This window comes from Pseudomonas sp. B7(2017) (genome assembly GCF_002112745.1).
In the GTDB taxonomy this organism is placed as follows: Bacteria; Pseudomonadota; Gammaproteobacteria; order Pseudomonadales; family Pseudomonadaceae; genus Aquipseudomonas; species Aquipseudomonas ekonensis.
In genome coordinates, this window is record NZ_NEIP01000013.1 from 131,184 (window position 1) to 149,084 (window position 17,901).

14 protein-coding genes are annotated in these 17,901 nt (G+C 66.5%); 6 read left to right on the forward strand and 8 right to left on the reverse strand.

What is annotated here, in order from left to right; translation table 11 throughout:
• Window positions 1-1,416, forward strand: a complete 1,416-nt coding sequence (locus tag CAG29_RS21580; RefSeq protein WP_085585742.1) for a DNA polymerase Y family protein — start codon at window positions 1-3, stop codon at window positions 1,414-1,416.
• A complete protein-coding gene (locus tag CAG29_RS21585) occupies window positions 1,413-4,490 on the forward strand; it encodes an error-prone DNA polymerase (RefSeq protein WP_085695121.1) in 3,078 nt (1,025 codons plus the stop codon). The genes CAG29_RS21580 and CAG29_RS21585 overlap by 4 nt, the downstream gene beginning before the upstream one ends.
• A gap of 1,547 nt (window positions 4,491-6,037) precedes the next feature.
• Here the strand turns inward: CAG29_RS21585 and CAG29_RS21590 are convergent.
• The 7 genes from CAG29_RS21590 to CAG29_RS21620 all read right to left on the reverse strand — a co-directional run bounded on the left by CAG29_RS21590 (window position 6,038) and on the right by CAG29_RS21620 (window position 13,443).
• On the reverse strand, window positions 6,038-6,700 hold the full coding sequence (locus CAG29_RS21590) for a flavin reductase family protein (protein ID WP_085632997.1): 663 nt from the start codon (window positions 6,698-6,700) through the stop codon (window positions 6,038-6,040).
• 11 nt (window positions 6,701-6,711) lie between these two features.
• Window positions 6,712-8,199: an amidohydrolase family protein gene (locus tag CAG29_RS21595; RefSeq protein WP_085695122.1), complete on the reverse strand. Its 1,488-nt coding sequence runs from the start codon at window positions 8,197-8,199 to the stop codon at window positions 6,712-6,714.
• Window positions 8,196-9,392: an amidohydrolase family protein gene (locus CAG29_RS21600; RefSeq protein ID WP_085639144.1), complete on the reverse strand. Its 1,197-nt coding sequence runs from the start codon at window positions 9,390-9,392 to the stop codon at window positions 8,196-8,198. The genes CAG29_RS21595 and CAG29_RS21600 overlap by 4 nt, the downstream gene beginning before the upstream one ends.
• A 188-nt stretch (window positions 9,393-9,580) precedes the next feature.
• Window positions 9,581-10,633, reverse strand: a complete 1,053-nt coding sequence (locus CAG29_RS21605) for an extracellular solute-binding protein (RefSeq protein WP_085585752.1) — start codon at window positions 10,631-10,633, stop codon at window positions 9,581-9,583.
• Between the two features lie 20 nt (window positions 10,634-10,653).
• The gene (locus CAG29_RS21610) at window positions 10,654-11,442 is read right to left on the reverse strand and encodes an ABC transporter permease (RefSeq protein ID WP_085585754.1); all 789 of its coding nucleotides are present in this window, start codon (window positions 11,440-11,442) and stop codon (window positions 10,654-10,656) included.
• Window positions 11,439-12,356 carry an ABC transporter permease gene (locus CAG29_RS21615; RefSeq protein ID WP_085585756.1) on the reverse strand — a complete coding sequence of 306 codons (918 nt, stop codon included), beginning with the start codon at window positions 12,354-12,356 and terminating at the stop codon, window positions 11,439-11,441. The genes CAG29_RS21610 and CAG29_RS21615 overlap by 4 nt, the downstream gene beginning before the upstream one ends.
• 1 nt (window position 12,357) lies before the next feature.
• Window positions 12,358-13,443 carry an ABC transporter ATP-binding protein gene (locus CAG29_RS21620; protein WP_085695123.1) on the reverse strand — a complete coding sequence of 362 codons (1,086 nt, stop codon included), beginning with the start codon at window positions 13,441-13,443 and terminating at the stop codon, window positions 12,358-12,360.
• Between the two features lie 151 nt (window positions 13,444-13,594).
• On the opposite strand from CAG29_RS21620, the gene CAG29_RS21625 reads away from it, so the two are divergent.
• Together CAG29_RS21625 and CAG29_RS21630 are read left to right on the forward strand one after the other, a co-directional pair.
• Window positions 13,595-14,284: a GntR family transcriptional regulator gene (locus tag CAG29_RS21625; protein ID WP_085585760.1), complete on the forward strand. Its 690-nt coding sequence runs from the start codon at window positions 13,595-13,597 to the stop codon at window positions 14,282-14,284.
• Between the two features lie 131 nt (window positions 14,285-14,415).
• Complete coding sequence (locus tag CAG29_RS21630) at window positions 14,416-16,527, forward strand: PAS domain-containing sensor histidine kinase (protein WP_085656424.1); 2,112 nt, start codon at window positions 14,416-14,418, stop codon at window positions 16,525-16,527.
• An 18-nt stretch (window positions 16,528-16,545) separates the two neighbouring features.
• On the opposite strand, the gene CAG29_RS21635 is transcribed toward CAG29_RS21630, so the two are convergent.
• The gene (locus CAG29_RS21635) at window positions 16,546-17,067 is read right to left on the reverse strand and encodes a DUF4142 domain-containing protein (protein ID WP_085656423.1); all 522 of its coding nucleotides are present in this window, start codon (window positions 17,065-17,067) and stop codon (window positions 16,546-16,548) included.
• 202 nt (window positions 17,068-17,269) lie between these two features.
• Between CAG29_RS21635 and CAG29_RS21640 the strand changes: the two genes are divergently transcribed.
• Window positions 17,270-17,512 (forward strand): DUF465 domain-containing protein, encoded by a 243-nt coding sequence (locus CAG29_RS21640; RefSeq protein ID WP_085639135.1) that lies wholly within the window; start codon window positions 17,270-17,272, stop codon window positions 17,510-17,512.
• A gap of 108 nt (window positions 17,513-17,620) precedes the next feature.
• The gene (locus CAG29_RS28555) at window positions 17,621-17,794 is read left to right on the forward strand and encodes a hypothetical protein (RefSeq protein WP_170930391.1); all 174 of its coding nucleotides are present in this window, start codon (window positions 17,621-17,623) and stop codon (window positions 17,792-17,794) included.
• Window positions 17,795-17,901: the final 107 nt, after the last annotated feature.

Below are 17,901 nucleotides of genomic sequence, written 5' to 3' on the forward strand. Positions count from 1 at the left end.
ATGCGCTGGGTCTGCATCCTGTTTCCGCAATTGGCGCTCGACGCGGTGCTGCGTCAACGCCCCGATCCCGACCAACCGTTGGCGCTGCTCAGCGGCCCGGCCCAGCGCCGTGTGCTGCAGGCCGTGAACGACGCGGCCAGGGCCCAGGGCCTGCGCCCCGGCCAGTCGATGACCGCCGCCCAGGCCCTGACCCGGGATTTCGCCAGCGCCGAGTACGACATGGCCGAGGTCGAACACTGGCAATGCTTTCTCGCCGCCTGGGCCTACCGCTTCAGCGCGCAGGTCAGCGTGCATTACCCGCGCACCGTGGTGTTCGAGATCGAGTCCAGCCTCGGCCTGTTCGGTTCCTGGGCACAGTTCGAGGCGCTGCTGCGCTCGGAGCTGACGGCGCTGGGCTTTCGCCACCGTATCGTCGCCGCGCCCAACCCGGCGGCGGCGCGGGTGCTGGCCAACGTCGGCGACGGTCTGGTGGTGCCCGACGGCGAAGCCTTGCGCCATCATCTGGGACGGCTGCCCGTCGACCGGGTCGGGCTGGCGCCGAACGTGGCCACGGCGCTGGAGCGCATGGGCCTGCGCCACCTCGGCCAGGTGCAGGCCTTGCCGCGTCAGGCCCTGGCAAGGCGTTTCGAGGCGCAGGTGCTCAAGCACCTGGACACCCTGTTCGGCGCACGGCCGCTGGCGCTGGCGTTCTATCAGCCGCCGGACCGCTTCGACGTACGCATCGAGCTCAATTTCGACGTGCAGTCCCATCAGGCGCTGCTGTTCCCGTTGCGCCGCCTGACCGCCGACCTGGCGGCGTTCCTCTGCGGCCGCGACAGCGGTGTGCAGCGGTTCGACCTGCACCTTGAGCATGCCGGCCTGCCGGACACGTTGATCAAGGTCGGCCTGCTCAGCGCCGAGCGCGATCCGGCGATGCTGTTCGAACTGGCCCGCGGGCGCCTGGAACAGGTGCAGGTCGAGGCGCCGGTTCGCGGGTTTCGCCTGTGCGCCGAGGACCTGCCCGACTTCGTGCCCCAGCATCAGGAGCTGTTCGACGAGCGTCCCCAGCAGACCTTGCCCTGGGAACAGCTGCGCGAACGCCTGCGCGCCCGGCTGGGGGACGACGCGGTGCAGGGCCTGCGTTTCCAGGCCGATCACCGCCCCGAATGCGCATGGCAAACCGGTGTCGACAAACTGCCTTGCGCGCCGCTGCCGGGCGTGCACCGTCCGGGCTGGTTGCTGGACGAGCCGCAGGCGGTGCCCGAGGGGGCGGCGCGGATCCTCATGGGCCCGGAGCGCATCGAATCCGGCTGGTGGGACGGTGACGACGTGCGCCGCGACTACTACCTGATCCAGAACCGCGCCGGGCAGCAGGGCTGGGCCTACCGGACGGTGGGCGAGGGCGGTCCGCTGTGGCTGCAGGGCTGGTTCGCATGAGCGACGGCTACGCCGAACTGCACTGCCTGTCGAACTTCAGTTTCCAGCGCGGTGCCTCCAGTGCGCTGGAGCTGTTCCAGCGGGCGAAGCAGCAGGGCTACCAGGCCCTGGCGATCACTGACGAATGCACCTTGGCCGGGATCGTCCGGGCTTGGCAGGCGGCGAAATCCGTTGAACTGCCGCTGGTCATCGGCAGCGAGGTGCGCATCGACCAGGGCCCGAAACTGGTGCTGCTGGTGGAGACCCTCGAAGGCTATCAGGCCCTGTGCGGCCTGATCACCCGTGCCCGGCGGCGCACGCAGAAAGGCTGCTATCAGGTGCTGCGCGAGGACTTCAGCGAGCCGCTGCCGGGGTTGCAGGCGCTGTGGGTGCCGGACGCCACCGATGACATTGAAGAAGGCCGCTGGCTGCGGCAGGCCTTCGGCGAGCGCCTGTGGCTGGCGGTGCAGCTGCATTGCGGGCAGGACGACCGCCAACGGCTGGCGGCGTTGCTGGAACTGGCCGACGGGCTGGGCATCCCGGCGCTGGCCAGCGGCGACGTGCACATGCACGCCCGTGGCCGCCGGGCGTTGCAGGACACCATGACCGCGATCCGCCACCACGTCCCGGTGGCCGAGGCCGGGCTGCGCCTGCACCCCAACGGCGAGCGGCACCTGCGCAGCCTCGACGCGCTGCGCGGGCTCTATCCGCCGGCCCTGCTGCAAGCCTCGGTGGATCTGGCCCGGCGCTGCACCTTCGACCTGGGGCAGTTGCAGTACCGATACCCACAAGAGCTGGTGCCCGACGGGCACACCGGCCGTTCCTGGCTGCGGCGACTGACCAAGGACGGCATCGCCTGGCGCTGGAAAAAAGGGGCGCCCTACAAGGTGCTGAGGCAGATCAACAAGGAACTGAAACTGATCGCCGAGCTGGGTTACGAAAGCTACTTCCTCACCGTCCACGACGTCGTGAGGTTCGCCCGCGATCAGCGCATCCTCTGCCAGGGACGCGGCTCGGCGGCCAACTCGGCGGTGTGCTTTGCCCTGGGCATCACCGAGATCGACCCGGACCGCACCACGCTGCTGTTCGAGCGTTTCATGTCCAAGGAGCGCAACGAGCCGCCGGACATCGACGTGGATTTCGAACACGAACGCCGCGAAGAGGTCCTGCAGTATGTGTTCCGCCGTTACGGCCGCAGCCGCGCCGCATTGACGGCGGTGGTCAGCACCTACCACGCCGCCGGCGCCGTGCGCGACGTGGCCAAGGCCCTGGGCCTGCCGCCGGATCAGGTCAACGCGCTGGCCGACTGCTGCGGCCACTGGAGCGACGACGTGCCGCCGCTCGAGCGTTTGCGCGAAGGCGGATTCGACCCGGACAGCCCGATCCTGCGCCGGGTGCTGAGCCTGACCGGGCAACTGATCGGCTTCCCCCGGCACTTGTCGCAGCACCCCGGCGGGTTCGTGATTTCCCAAGAGCCGCTGGACACCCTGGTGCCGGTGGAGAACGCCGCCATGGCCGACCGCACGGTCATCCAGTGGGACAAGGACGACCTCGACGCGGTCGGGCTGCTCAAGGTCGACATCCTCGCCCTCGGCATGCTCAGCGCGATCCGCCGTTGCTTCGACCTGCTGCGCCGCCACCGCAACAGGGACCTGAGCCTGGCGACGATTCCGGCCGATGACCGGCCGACCTACGACATGATCAGCCGCGCCGACACCATCGGCGTGTTCCAGATCGAGTCGCGGGCGCAGATGTCGATGCTGCCCCGGTTGCGGCCGCAGAACTTCTACGACCTGGTGATCGAGGTGGCCATCGTCCGCCCGGGGCCGATCCAGGGCGGGATGGTGCATCCGTACCTGCGCCGCCGGAACAAGGAGGAAAAGGAAACCTATCCGTCACCGGAACTGGAGACGGTGCTCAAGCGCACCCTCGGCGTGCCGCTGTTCCAGGAGCAGGTGATGCAGATCGCCATCGTCGCGGCCGACTACAGCCCCGGCGAGGCCGACCAGCTGCGCCGCTCCATGGCCGCGTGGAAGCGTCATGGCGGGCTGGAGCCGCACAAAGAACGGCTGGCCGCCGGCATGAAGAAGAACGGCTACTCGCCGGAGTTCGCCGCGCAGATCTTCGAACAGATCAAGGGTTTCGGCAGCTACGGGTTTCCCGAGTCCCATGCCGCCAGCTTCGCCTTGCTCACCTATGCCAGTTGCTGGCTCAAGTGCCACGAGCCGGCGGCGTTCGCCTGTGCGCTGATCAACAGTTGGCCGATGGGGTTCTACAGCCCGGACCAGATCCTCCAGGACGCCCGACGGCATCATTTGCAGATCCGCCCGGTGGACGTGCGCGCCAGCGACTGGGATTGCGGCCTGGAACCCATGGCCGGCGGGCAGCCGGCGATCCGCATGGGGTTGCGCCTGGTCAAGGGCTTTCGCGAAGAGGACGCCCGGCGCATCGAGGCGGCGCGGGAGCGGGGCGCCTTCGCCGACCTCACCGACCTGGGCGGACGGGCAGGGCTCGACAGCCGGGCCCTGGCGTTGCTGGCGGACTGCGGGGCGTTGCGCGGGCTGGCGGGCCACCGCCACCGGGCGCGCTGGGAAGTGGCCGGGGTGCAGGCGCAGCTTGGGCTGTTCGCCGGGTTGCCGGGGCAGGATGAACCGGAAGTCGTGCTGCCCAAGCCCAGCGTCGGCGAAGACCTGCACGCCGATTACGCCACCCTCGGCACCACCTTGGGGCCGCATCCGCTGGCGTTGCTGCGCGATGAACTGAGGGCGCGGCGGTGCCGCAGTTCGCGGGAGTTGCAGGAGGTCGAGCACGGCCGGCCGGTCAGCATCGCCGGGCTGGTGACCGGACGCCAACGGCCGGGCACCGCCAGCGGCGTGACCTTCGTCACCCTCGAGGACGAGTTCGGCAACGTCAACGTGGTGGTCTGGCGCGACCTGGCCGACCGCCAGCGCCGGGTGCTGGTGGGCTCGCAACTGCTCAAGGTCGATGGCCGCTGGGAGCGCGAGGGCGAGGTGCGCCACCTGATCGCCGGACGGCTGAGCGACCTGAGCCCGCTGCTCAACGGCATCCGCGTGCAGAGCCGCGACTTCCACTGAGCCGGCCCAAAAAACTGTGGGAGCTGCGGTGCCCGCAACATTCAGGTTCACCCCAAAACCTGTAGGAGCTTGCCTGCAAGCGATGGGGCCGGCCCTGCCGACATCTCTGTTGCCTGACCCACCGCCATCGCCGGCAAGCCGGCTCCCACAGGTATCACCGGTGTCCGCAGGATTCATGTTCACCCCAAAACCTGTAGGAGCTTGCCTGCAAGCGATGAGGCCGGCACTCCTAGCATCTCTGTTACCTGACTCACCGCCATCGCCGGCAAGCCGGCTCCCACAGGTATCACCGGTGTCCGCAGGATTCATGTTCACCCCAAAACCTGTAGGAGCTTGCCTGCAAGCGATGAGGCCGGCACTGCTAGCATCTCTGTTACCTGACTCACCGCCATCGCCGGCAAGCCGGCTCCCACAGGTATCACCGGTGTCCGCAGGATTCATGTTCACCCCAAAACCTGTAGGAGCTTGCCTGCAAGCGATGAGGCCGGCACTCCTAGCATCTCTGTTACCTGACTCACCGCCATCGCCGGCAAGCCGGCTCCCACAGGTATCACCGGTGTCCGCAGGATTCATGTTCACCCCAAAACCTGTAGGAGCTTGCCTGCAAGCGATGAGGCCGGCACTGCCGACATCCCTGTTACCTGACTCACCGCCATCGCCAGCAGGCTGGCTCCCACAATGGATCTCGGGTGTCCGCAGGATTCATGTTCACCCCAAAACCTGTAGGAGCTTGCCTGCAAGCGATGAGGCCGGCACTGCCGACATCACTGTTACCTGACTCACCGCCATCGCCAGCAGGCTGGCTCCCACAATGGATCTCGGGTGTCCGCAGGATTCATGTTCACCCCAAAACCTGTAGGAGCTTGCCTGCAAGCGATGAGGCCGGCACTGCCGACATCACTGTTACCTGACTCACCGCCATCGCCAGCAGGCTGGCTCCCACAATGGATCTCGGGTGTCCGCAGGATTCATGTTCACCCCAAAACCTGTAGGAGCTTGCCTGCAAGCGATGAGGCCGGCACTGCCGACATCACTGTTACCTGACTCACCGCCATCGCCAGCAGGCTGGCTCCCACAATGGATCTCGGGTGTCCGCAGGATTCATGTTCACCCCAAAACCTGTAGGAGCTTGCCTGCAAGCGATGAGGCCGGCACTGCCGACATCACTGTTACCTGACTCACCGCCATCGCCAGCAGGCTGGCTCCCACAATGGATCTCGGGTGTCCGCAGGATTCATGTTCACCCCAAAACCTGTAGGAGCTTGCCTGCAAGCGATGAGGCCGGCACTGCCGACATCCCTGTTGCCTGACCCACCGCCATCGCCAGCAGGCTGGCTCCCACAAGGGATCTCGGGTGTCTGCAAGATCCAGGCACACCACAAAACCTGTGGGAGCTGGCTTGCCAGCGATGAGGCCGGCACAGCCGACATCTCTGTTGCCTGACCCATCGCTATCGCCAGCAGGCTGGCTCCCACAAAGGATCAGTCCATGTACACCACCAACCTTGTGGGAGCTGACAAGCCCGTTCCCACAAGGCACGGCGGCGGTCATTCGGCCGAAGGCCAAAGCCTTTCGCCGCCGCCCGGCGCTTCGGTCCAGGCCTGCAGCGAGCGGGTCGGCAGGTCGAAGTAGTCGCGGGTGCGGGCGTAGCCATGGCCGCCCATGCGGCCGATGGCGTCCAGGCCCAGTTGGTCGATGTACAGGGTCTTGGGGTCGATCAGTTCGTCGCGCACGTGGGCCATCAACACTTCGCCCAGGATGATTTCCCGGGACTGGCCGATGGACAGCGCCATCATCCGTCGGCATTCCAGCGCCACCGGCGCCTCGCCGATGCGCGGGCATTTGACCGTGGTGCCGGCGATGGCGGTCAGGCCGGCGGCGGTCAGTTCGTCGAAGCCCGGCGCGAAGGGCACGGCGCAGACGTTCATGGCCTCCACCAGGGCATCGCTGACGATGTTCACGGTGAACTCTTGATTCAGCTGGATGTTGCGGGTGGTGTCCTTGGGGCTCTGATCCTGATAGTTCTCGACGCCCAGGGCCAGGATCGGCGGGTCCGCCGACAGCGCATTGAAGAAGCTGAACGGCGCGGCGTTGACCCGGCCTTCGCCGTCCACGGTGGTGACCAGCGCAATCGGCCGGGGCACCACGCTGCCGATGAGGATCTTGTACTTTTCCCGCGGGCTGAGTCGGCTGAAATCGAAGCTGTGCATGGCAGAAATCTCTAAGGAAGGGGATCGATGGCGCTCAAGGGCGCGTCGGCGCTGTAGTCGTCGGCGAACGGGATGGCCGGGTGGAACAGGGTTTTCCAGTCCGGTCGGCCGAAGGCCCGGTCGCTGTGGCTGCGCATCAGTTTTTCGTATTGGCGCTGGGCCTGGCGCTGCAGGGACGGGTAGTCCACGCCAATGACCTGGCCGTCGCGCATCACGCAGCGGCCGTCGATGTAGCTGGCGATGCAGTCGTCGCCGCGTCCGGCCAGCAGCAGGTTCTTCAGCGGGTCGAACAGCGGCCCCAGGTGCATCCCGCGCAGGCTGAACACGGTGATGTCGGCCTTGGCGCCCGGCGCGAGCCGGCCGAGGTCGTCGCGGCCCAGCGCCTGGGCGCCGCCGAGGGTGGCGGCGTTGTACAGGTCCAGGCCGCAGGTCAGCGAGGGGCCGCCCTCCATCAGCCGGGCGATGTTCAGGCCGTGGCGCATGTTCGACAGCAAGTCCGCCGGCCAGGTGTCGGTGCCGAGGGCGAAGTTGACGCCTCGGGCCCGGTGGCGCCCGAAGGAGTCCAGCGCTTCGCCGTCCCGGGCGAACACCAGCGGGCAATGCACCAGGCTCGCGCCGCCGTCGATCAGCCGTTGCAGGTCGTCGTCGCCACGGGTGTAGATGCCGTGGGGCAGCAGGCTGCGCGGGGTCAGCAGGCCGAGCCGTTGCAGCCAGCCCAGCGGCGAGGTGCCGTGCAAGCGCTCGACCATCGCCACTTCCCCGGGCGCCTGACAGCAGTGCAGGCGCACCGGTGCGTTCAGTTCGCGGCTCAGTGCGGCGGTGCGTTGCAGCAGTGCCGGGGTGCAGGTCTGGATGCGATCGGGCAGCAGGGCGCCGCGGATCAGCCCGTCATGGGCGCCGTCGAAATCCTTGAAGAACCGCTCGGCGTCATCGAGCCCGGCCAGGCCCCGGCCTTCGTCCCAGTGATGGGCGAGGGTGCCGTCGGCGCGCCAGTAACTCATGCCGCTCATGTAGCAGGGGCCCAGGTAGGTGCGCAGGCCCAGCTCGGCGGCGACATCGGCGACCGCCGCAAACTCGTCGTAGCGCTCCGCCCATTCGCGGTAGTACATCGAGGTGATCGGCATCGCCGTGGTGATGCCGTTGCGGATCAGTTGGGTGAAGGCGTAGCGGTACTTGAAGACCTCTTCGTCGGCGCTGAACGACTCCTGCGGACCGGCCGCCAGATAGTCCGCCGACCACATGCGGCCCATGGCGCGCTCGTCGCCGTTGTCGAGAGTCAGCACCGTGGAGTCGAGGTCGCCGAGGGCGTCGAGGTCGATGAAGCCGGGACCGATCAGGGCATTGCCGTAATCGGTCCAGCTGTCCACCGGCCCCGGATAACCGCGCCCGACGAACACGATGCGAGAGCCTTCGAACACCACCTCGCCGTCGCGCCACAGCACATGCCGCGTGCCGTCGAAGCCGACCACGCAAGCGGCCTTCAGGCCCGAGCGCTTCACAAGCGGCTGCCCAGCAGGCGGCCGCCGTCGGCGATCAGTTCTCCGCCCCGGTAGACTTGCCGCACCGGCCGCGCCACCACCGCCTCGCCGAGGGTCTCCACCGGCATCAGCAGAAAGTCGGCCGCCCGGCCGATGCCGAAGCCATGCCCCTCGACGCCCAAGGCGCGGGCCCCGTTGACCGTGGCTGCGTCGAACGCCGCGGCCAGTTCCTCGTCCTTGTTCAGGTCGAACCGGAACGCCAGCAGCATCGCCCGTTCCAGCATGTCGCCGTTGCCCATCGGCGACCACGCGTCGCGGATGCCGTCCGAGCCCAGGCACACGTTGACCCCGACCTCACGCAGGGCCAGGAACGGCGGCACCGGGCAATCGGCCGGCGCCGAGCTCATCAGCGAAATCCCCAGCGCCGCCAGCCGTTCGGCCACCGGCCGGACCTGGCTCCACGGCAGCATGCCCAGGCAATAGGCGTGGCTGATCATCACACCGCCCTGCAGGCCGAAGCGTTCGGTGAAGTCGGCGATCCGGGCGATCTGCCACAGGCCCAGCTCGCCCTTGTCGTGCAGGTGAATGTCGACGCCGCGCCCGAATTCGGCGGCCAACGAAAACACGAAGTCCAGTTGCGCGATGGGGTCGTTGTCGATGCCGCAGGGGTCGAGTCCGCCGACGTTCTCCACGCCCAGGGCCATGGCTTCGCGCATCAGGTCGGCGGTGCCGGGGCGGCTGATCAGGCCGGTCTGCGGGAACACCACCAGTTGCAGGTCGATCAGGTCGTTGTAGCGTTCGCGCAGTTGCAGCATGGCTTCGACATGGCGCAGGCCGAATTCCGGGTCGATGTCGACGTGGCAGCGCATCGTCAGCGAACCGCGGGCGATGCAGTTCTCCAGCAGGGCCCCGGCGCGTACGGCGATCGGCGCGCGGACCTCGCGCAGCACCCGGCGTTCGTTGGCGATGTAGTCCTTGAGGGTCGGGCCTGCGCTGTTCGGGCGCCAGGGCTGGCCGTAGAGGGTCTTGTCCAGGTGGACGTGGCTTTCCACCAGGCTGGCGGTCAGCAGGCGGTGCTTGCCGTCGATGTCGGTGGCGGCCAGGGGCGCCGGGGACGCGGCGCGGCGCTGGGTGAAGCGGCCGTCCTCGATCAGCAGGTCTTCGGCGGGGGCGCCGTAGGGGCGTACGTTTCTGAGCCAGCGGGGGTGGGACATTTCATACCTCTATTTCGATGTTGTCGGGGCGGGCCTCATCGCTCGCAAGTCGAGTCGTCGCACCGCAGCTCCAGGCCTGTGGTGCCTGGACTGACGCCATCGCCAGCAAGCCGGCTCCCACAGGGGAATGTGCGCAAACCCAGGCTCCTGTGGGAGCGAGCCTGCCCGCGATGGCCGCGATGCGGTCTTCAGCCCTTGAGCTTGGACCAGATGCGGTCCTGCAGCTCCCGCGCCTTGTTGCTGCATTCCTTTTCCGGGCGCAGGCGCGAGGCGTATTCGTCGGGCATGTTGATGGCGTCCATGACCTTCCATTTCGCGTCGAGCAACTGATCGCTCTGGATGCCGTTGGCGTAGGCGATGGCGTTGGACACGGCGGCGGCGTTTTCCGGTTTCATCATCCAGTCGATGAAGATCTTCGCGTTGCCCGGGTGCGGCGCGCTCCTGGGTACGGCGAAGTTGTCCTGGAACATCGCCAGGCCTTCGCGGGGGTACACGTAGCGGATGGTGCTCTTCTGCAAGGTGGCGCGGGCGGTGGAGCCGTTCCAGTTCTGCATCATGATCACTTCGCCGGAGGCCATGCGGTCGACGGTGTTGTCGGAGCTGTACATCTTCAGGAACGGCTTCTGCTTCTGCAGCAGCTCCAGGATGCGCTTGGCGTCCTGCGGGTTTTCCGTGCACTCGTCGACGTTCAGGTAATGGCTGGCGGCGTTGATCACGCTGCTGGAGGTGTCGAGAGCGGCGAGCTGGCCTTGCAGTTCCTTGCGCGGTTCGAAGAACTCCTTCCACGAGTCGTCCAGCTTGCCGCCCGGCACCCGCGCGCTGTCGTAGGAGAACCCGGTGGTGCCCCACAGGTACGGCGCCGAGTATTTGCGGCCGGGGTCGAAGCTCGGGTCACGGAACGGCCCTTTGACGTACTGGAAGTTGCTCAGGCCCGGCGCGTCGATCTCCAGCAGCAGGTTCTGCTGGATCAGCGTCTGCATGATCGACTGCGACGGCACGATCACGTCGTACGCCGCGCCGCCGGCCTGCAGTTTGGCCAGCAGGGTCTCGTTGCTGTCGTAGCCGTCCATGGTGACCTTGATGCCGGTCTCTTTCTCGAACTTGGCCAGCAGATCCACCGGGTAGTAGTCGGTCCAGTTGTAGAAGAACAGCTCCTTGGGCTCGGCGGCGTGGGCGCCGAACGCGGTGAGACAACTCAGGGCCAGACCGGATACCGCCAGACGCATGCCTTTGGTTTTCATGAGAGCGCTCCAGGTTTTCTTCATTGTTGTTTGCCGCGCTGGCCCAGCCAGAAGGCCAGCACCACGAGCACGATGGAAATCACCAGCATCAGGGTCGAGATCGCGTTGATCTCCGGGGTCACGCCGGCCTTGATCGCCGAGAAGATGTACACCGGCAGCGTGGTGGAACCGGGGCCTGCGACGAAGAAGGTCATGATGAAATCGTCGAGGCTGACCACGAACGCCAGCACGGCGCCGGACAGCACCGCCGGCCACAGCAGCGGCAGGGTCACGCGGCGGAACACCTGCCACGGGTTGGCGTACAGGTCATTGGCCGCCTCCAGCAGGCTCCGGTCCAGATCGTTGAGGCGCGCGCGGATCGGCAGGTAGGCGAACGGGATGCAGAAGCCGATGTGCGCCACGATCACCGTCAGCAGGCCGAGCTTGATCCCCAGCGACATGAACAGCAGCAAGGTCGCCACGGCGGTGACGATCTCCGGCAGGATCAGCGGCAGGTTGATCCCGCCCTCGACCATCTTCTGCCCGTAGAACGGCCGGCAGGTGGCCAGCGCCGCCAGCAGCGCGATGGCCGTGGCGCATACCGTGGCGATGGCCGCGACGATCACCGAGTTCAGCGCCGCCGTCTGGATCGACGGGTTGGCCAGGATCCGCCCGTACCAGGCGAACGAGAACTCGGTCCACACGGTCGCCGAACGGTTGGCGTTGAAGCTGTAGACGATCAGCACCAGGATCGGCAGATACAGGTAGGCCAGGATCAGCAGGCTGATCTCCCGGGTGGCGGGCAGTTTCTTCAGGTGCAGGGCGATCATGGGCGGGCTCCCCGGTGGAGGTTCTTGGCCGCGTTGCGGCTGTAGAGGGCGTACAGCACCAGCGACAGCAACAGGATCCCCAGCAGCAGGAACGACAGCGAACTGCCCAGGGGCCAGTTGCGTGCGGTGCCGAACTGCTGCTGGATCAGGTTGCCGATCATCAGCGTCTTGCCGCCGCCCAGGATCGCCGGGGTGATGAACGCCCCCAGGCTCGGCACGAACACCAGCAGGGCGCCGGCGATCACGCCGGGCATCGACAGCGGCAGGATGATCCGGCGCAGCGCGTGCCAGCGGTTGGCGCCCAGGTCGTAGGCGGCCTCCACCAGGCGCCAATCGAGTTTCTCCAGGGTCGAGTAGATCGGCAGGATCATGAACGGCAGGAAGCTGTAGACCAGCCCGACGCTGACCGCGAAGTCGTTGTAGAGCAGGGTGATGCCGCCGGCCTGGGGCAACAGCGCGTTGAGGCTCTGGGCGACCCAGCCCTGCTCGCGCAGGATGATCAGCCAGGCGTAGTTGCGGATCAGCAGGTTGGTCCAGAACGGAATGGTGATGAGCAACACCATCAGGTTGCGCCGGCGCGGGGTCAGGCTCGACATCCACAGCGCCACCGGAAAGCCGAACAGGAAGCACAGCACCGTGGTGCCGCCGGCCTGGAACACTGAGCGCAGCAGGGCCTGGGCGTACACCCAGTTCAGTTCGAGACCGCCGTCGAAGCCTTCCTGGAAAAACAGCTGCACGTAGCTTTGCAGTTGCCAGTCGGCCTGCCAGTCGACGCCGCCGTAGAGGTTGCGCGGCAACAGGCTGATGTAGCCCATGATCCCCAGCGGAATGGCGATCAGGGCAAGCAGGGTCAACACCACCGGGCTGAGCAGCAGCGCGCGGTTGAGGGTCGGGGACGTGCCGGTGACGCTCATCTCAGGCCTCCATCAGCAGGCAGGCCTGGGGCGGCAGGTGCACCGCCACGCGCTCGCCGACGCTGCGGCCCTGGTGCAGGCCTTCGTTGTTCTCGCGCAGCATGACCTTGATGTCGTTGTTCAGCCGGCACTGGTACAGCGTGGCGGTGCCGACGTACAGCACCGCCTCGATCACCCCGCCCAGGTGATGGGGCTCGTGGGGTTCGACCAGCCGCGAGCGCTCCGGGCGGAACGCCAACTGCACGCTGGCGCCGTCGACGCCCTGGGGCGGGCAGGGAATCTCCACCGGCATGCCGTCGGGCACGAACAGGTTCTCGTTGCGCTCGCCGCGCTTGAGCCGGCCGGGGAGGAAGTTGATGTCGCCGATGAACTGGGCGACGAAACGGTGCTGCGGGCGTTCGTAGATCTCGGTGGGCGTGCCGATCTGCAGGATCTTGCCGGCCGACATCACCGCGATGCGGTCGGACAGGGTCAGGGCCTCTTCCTGGTCGTGGGTGACGAAGATGAAGGTGATGCCGGCTTCCTGCTGCACGCGCTTGAGCTCGACCTGCATTTCCTTGCGCAGCTTCAGGTCCAGCGCCGACAGCGGCTCGTCCAGCAACAGGACTTTCGGCTTGGGCGCCAGGGCCCGGGCCAGGGCCACGCGCTGCTGCTGGCCGCCGGACAGCTGCGCCGGCTTGCGCCCGGCCAGGTGCTGCATCTGCACCAGCGCGAGCATCTCTTCGACGCGGTCGGGGATCAGCTTGCGCTCAAGGCCCTGCATCTCGAGGCCGAAGGCGATATTCTGCGCAACACTCATGTGCGGAAACAGCGCGTAGCTCTGGAACACCGTGTTGACCCGGCGCTTGAACGGCGGCAAGTCGTTGACCGGCTCGCCGGCCAGGCGGATCTGGCCTTCGCTGACGTGCTCGAACCCGGCGATGGTGCGCAGCAGGGTGGTCTTGCCGCAGCCGGACGGACCGAGGAGGGTGAAGAATTCGTTGTCGGCGATGTTCACCGACACATTGTCGAGAGCCGGCGCCAGGCCGGGGTCTTCGGAGTACCGCTTGGAGACGTTGCGCACTTCAATTGCTATTGGTTGACCCATAATGGTGCAATCCTCTAATTATTGTATGCAATATCTGAATGCAATTTAGAAATACCCGGATTAATCTGGCTGTGCAACCCCCTTTTTCCGCGGCTGCGCTTTTTGGCAAGCAGCGCCGACGGACCGTTGCCGGCACTGAAGGAGCTTTGCAATGACCGAGAAAAAACCGGAAACCTTGGTCGACCGCGTCTACCAAGGGGTTTACGAGGCGATCAGCAAGCGCTCGCTGCGCCCCGGCATGAAGCTGGGCGAGGCGTCGCTGGCGGAACTGTTCAATGTCAGCCGCACGTCGGTTCGTGCGGCGCTCAAACAACTGGAGGCCGACGGCCTGGTCACCACCGAGCCCAATAAAGGTGCGTCGGTGTCGCTGCCCAGCGACGAAGAGATCCGTTCCCTGTTCGAAACCCGGCGGCTGGTGGAGATCGGCATCGTCACCGAGCTGTGCCGGCGCAAGGACACGGCGGCGATGCAGGACCTGCGCGACCACCTGCTGCTGGAGGACGAAGCCCATCAGGCCGGCGACCACGAGCGGTTGATCCACCTGCTCGGCGAGTTCCACATCAAGTTGGCCCGCAGCCTGAACAACCCGGTGCTGCTGGACTGGTTCCAGAAACTGATCTCCCGCGCCTCGCTGTACGCGGCCGCCCTGGACGACGACAGCCACGAAGCCTGCCGCGACGACGAGCACCTGCGGTTGATCGAGTACATCGAGGCCGGCAACCAGAGCGCCGCCGTCGAACTGACCTGCATGCACCTCAACGGCATCCAGAAGGCCATCCTCGACGTGGCGGCCCGGATCAAGACCGGCTATCACCCGCTCAAGCACTTGATCGAAGTCTGAAGGCCGGGGCGGGGGAAATCGGCTATACCTCTTATGCAACCATTTGCGGCGCGGGAGGTTCGAAACACAGGGGCGTGGCGTCACCGGGCGTTGCGATTGATCGGACTCACCACAGAGTGTTGAATCGGGCGATGCAGTTTCTATCCGACAACCATGGATGCGATGGCTGGAAAGGTGAAATGGCCGGGCGCATCCGTGCCTTTGACTGGGGCCGAACCGGTCTGGGCTCCCTCGAGACCTGGCCGGCCAGCCTGTGCAGCACGGTGCGGCTGATGCTCGCCTCGCCGTTGCCGATGGTCATGCTCTGGGGCCGTGACGGCTACATGATCTACAACGATGCCTATTCGCGGTTCGCCGGCGGACGCCACCCGTATCTGCTGGGTACGCCCGTGGAACTGGGCTGGCCGGAAGTCGCCGACTTCAACCGCCACGTGGTCGACACCTGTCTGGCCGGCGGCACCCTGGAATACCGCAACAAGGATCTGGTGCTGTTGCGCGACGGCGTGCCCGAAGACGTCTGGCTCGACCTCTACTACAGCCCGGTGGCCGACGACCGGGGCGCGCCGGCGGGGGTGATGGCGATGGTGGTCGAGACCACCGAGCTGGTGCTGTCCGAGCGCCTGCGCCAGGCCGCCGAGGACGCCTACCGCGCCGACAACGAACGGGTGCGCCTGGCGCTCAACGCCGGGGCGCTGCTCGGCTCCTTCGTGTGGGACGTGAAGAACGACGTGCTGTCGGCCGACGAGCGTTTCGCCCGCACCTTCTCCTATCCGTCGGGCCAGGACCTGACCAACCTGCCGCAGCACATCGCCGAAGCCCACATCCATCCCGACGACCGCGTCTGGGTCGCCGAGTGCGTCGAGCAGGCAGTGCTCACCGGCGAACCCTACAACGCCGAGTACCGGGTGCTGCGCGCCGACGGCAGCTTCCTGTGGGTGCTGGCCAGCGGCGCCTGCGAATTCAACGAACGGGGCGAGGCGTTCCGCTTCCCCGGCGTGCTGATCGATATCCATGAGCGCAAGACCGCCGAAGAGTCCTTGCTCAAGTTCACCCGCAACCTCGAGCAGCGGGTGGCCGCCGAAGTCGAGGCGCGGCTGGCGGCCGAGGAGCAGTTGCGCCAGTCGCAGAAGCTGGAGGCCATCGGCGGGCTGACCGGCGGCGTGGCCCACGACTTCAACAACCTGCTGCAAGTGATCGCCGGCAACCTCAACCTGCTGGCCCGGCACGAGCGCGACAACCCCAACGTACAGCGTCGGGTCAACGCTTCGCTGGCGGCGGTGGACCGCGGCGCCAAGCTGTCGTCGCAATTGCTGGCCTTCGCCCGGCGCCAGCCGCTGACGCCAGCGGTGTGCAACCTGGCGGACATCTTCGACGGCCTCGGCGAACTGCTGCAGCGGGCCCTGGGCGAGACCATCCGGATCGACGTGCACTTGCCGCACAAGCCCTGGCGGATCAACGTCGACCGCAACCAACTGGAAAACGCCGTGCTCAACCTGGCGATCAACGCCCGGGACGCCATGAAGGGCGAGGGCACGATCACCCTCAGCGCGGACAACCTCACCCTGGACCAGTCGTTCTGCGCCGGCAAGGGCATCCTGCCGGGGGATTTCGTGCGGATGTCGGTGGGCGACAGCGGCGTCGGAATCGCTGCGAACCTGCTGGAGCAGGTGTTCGAGCCTTTCTTCACCACCAAGGCCGACGGCCAGGGCACCGGGCTCGGGCTGAGCATGGTGTTCGGGTTCGTCAAACAGAGCGGCGGCCATGTGGAGATCGACAGCCGAGTGGGCGAGGGCACGCGGGTGCAATTGTTTTTCCCGCGCAGCCTGCAGCCGCTGCGGGACGAATCGCCGGGCGCCGGCCGCCAGCAGCAGGGCGGCCATGAGACCTTGCTGGTGGTCGAGGACAATGATGCGGTGCGCGGCTCCACAGTGGAGCTGCTGCGCGAGGAAGGCTACCGGGTGCTGACCGCCGGCAACGGCGACGCGGCGATGCAGTTGCTGCTCGACGGCGCCTCGGTGCAGCTGATCTTCACCGACGTGGTCATGCCCGGCCTGATCAAGAGCGCCGAGCTGGCCGCCTGGGCCAAGGTGCAGTCGCCGCCGGTGGCAGTGCTGTTCACCTCCGGCTACACCCGCGACATCATCTCGCGCAACCACCAGCTCAGCCCCGACACCCACCTGCTCGGCAAGCCCTACAGCCCCCAGGCGCTGCTGCGGATGATCCGCACTTTGCTCAGCGCCTGAGGCCCGGCGGGGCGGACGTCACTTGCTCGGGTGCTTGGCCTGCAGATCCTTGGCCTGGGCCAGGTGCTTCTCCAGGGCCGGCAGCATCTTCTGGGCGAAGGCCTTGAGCTCGGGGCCGCCCTTGACCTTGTCGTCGGTCACGGTGTTGGCTTCTTTCTTGAACAGCTCGATGGCTTCTTCGTGGGCCTTCACCTGATTGTTGGCGTAGGCCGCATCGAAGGATTCGTCGCGCAGTTCGAGGATCTTTTCCTTGGCCTGCTTGGTCAGGGTGGTCTCGTCGGGCACTTCGATGCCGTGGGCCTTGGCGATGGTGGCCAGTTCGTCGTTGGCGTTGCCGTGGTCGGTGATCATCATCGTCGCGAAGGCCTTGATGTCGGCCGAGGCGCTTTTCTCCAGGGCCAGGCGGCTCGCTTCGATCTCAGCGATGCCGCCGGCGGCGGCGTTGTCGACGAAGGTGTTGGAGGTGGCGGCGAAGGCGCTGCCCATGCCGGTGCACAGGGCGACGGCCAGGGTCAGGTGACGCAGGTTGAATCCGTCCATTGGTCATTCTCCACGCATTGGTTGTGAGCGTTATCCAGTGGAGGGAGATGGGCCGGCAAAGGTTTGGTCCGGTTGGCGCCAGGGCGACGAACGGTCGTTTGCCGCCTGGCCGGCAGTCGACAGAACCCGCAACCGAGGCCATCCTGATAGCTGGCGAACGCAATAGGGCGTGTTGGCCGCGATCAATTGACGGAGGTGTTCCATGCCGGTTAAGCATGACCTGCTTGCGGATTTGAAGATTACCAAGGAAGCGTTCCAGCAATTACGCACCCAAAGGCCGCATCTGGATTCATTGGCCAGCCAGTATCTGGACATGGACGACGTCGTGGTCAAGGCTGAGAACGCCACCTCGGATGCCCCCAGCGATGACACCTTGAAGAAGCTCAAGGAAAAGCGCTTGCAGATCAAGGACAAGATTGTCCAGGAACTGCAGCGACAGGCCTGAGCCTGGCCGATCCGCCGACCATCGGCGGCGGATCGGCCGGAACGTTGAACCCGCCCGGCACCTCGAATGTTCAGAGCCCGCATGCAGCGGCTCCCGGCGAGGTGCCCCATGAACCGTCCCACCCCCTCCCAAGACAAGTTCCCCAGCGAAGAGCAGGGGGCCTACGACCCCGTGCCGACCCACCCTGAGCCCAACAGCCCGGCGCACACCTACCGGCATCCGAAACGGGAGCCGGCGGCGGATGAGACCGAGCCGGACAAGCCTCAGACGCCCGGCGCCTGACCGGCCGCCATCGCCAGCAGGCTGGCTTGTATGCTGGTACTTGAAGGGAGGAGGAGGGACTAGGCTGGATTCTGACTGTTGACGCAGTACAGACCGTGGGAGATTTC

Coding starts and splice junctions, on each gene's coding strand:
- CAG29_RS21640 (WP_085639135.1), top strand. CDS start 17,270: ATGCCGGTTAAGCATGACCTGCTTGCGGATTTGAAGATTACCAAGGAA.
- CAG29_RS21635 (WP_085656423.1), bottom strand. CDS start 17,067: ATGGACGGATTCAACCTGCGTCACCTGACCCTGGCCGTCGCCCTGTGC.
- CAG29_RS21590 (WP_085632997.1), bottom strand. CDS start 6,700: ATGCACAGCTTCGATTTCAGCCGACTCAGCCCGCGGGAAAAGTACAAG.
- CAG29_RS21615 (WP_085585756.1), bottom strand. CDS start 12,356: ATGAGCGTCACCGGCACGTCCCCGACCCTCAACCGCGCGCTGCTGCTC.
- CAG29_RS21600 (WP_085639144.1), bottom strand. CDS start 9,392: ATGTCCCACCCCCGCTGGCTCAGAAACGTACGCCCCTACGGCGCCCCC.
- CAG29_RS21620 (WP_085695123.1), bottom strand. CDS start 13,443: ATGGGTCAACCAATAGCAATTGAAGTGCGCAACGTCTCCAAGCGGTAC.
- CAG29_RS21625 (WP_085585760.1), top strand. CDS start 13,595: ATGACCGAGAAAAAACCGGAAACCTTGGTCGACCGCGTCTACCAAGGG.
- CAG29_RS21605 (WP_085585752.1), bottom strand. CDS start 10,633: ATGAAAACCAAAGGCATGCGTCTGGCGGTATCCGGTCTGGCCCTGAGT.
- CAG29_RS28555 (WP_170930391.1), top strand. CDS start 17,621: ATGAACCGTCCCACCCCCTCCCAAGACAAGTTCCCCAGCGAAGAGCAG.
- CAG29_RS21585 (WP_085695121.1), top strand. CDS start 1,413: ATGAGCGACGGCTACGCCGAACTGCACTGCCTGTCGAACTTCAGTTTC.
- CAG29_RS21580 (WP_085585742.1), top strand. CDS start 1: ATGCGCTGGGTCTGCATCCTGTTTCCGCAATTGGCGCTCGACGCGGTG.
- CAG29_RS21610 (WP_085585754.1), bottom strand. CDS start 11,442: ATGATCGCCCTGCACCTGAAGAAACTGCCCGCCACCCGGGAGATCAGC.
- CAG29_RS21630 (WP_085656424.1), top strand. CDS start 14,416: ATGCAGTTTCTATCCGACAACCATGGATGCGATGGCTGGAAAGGTGAA.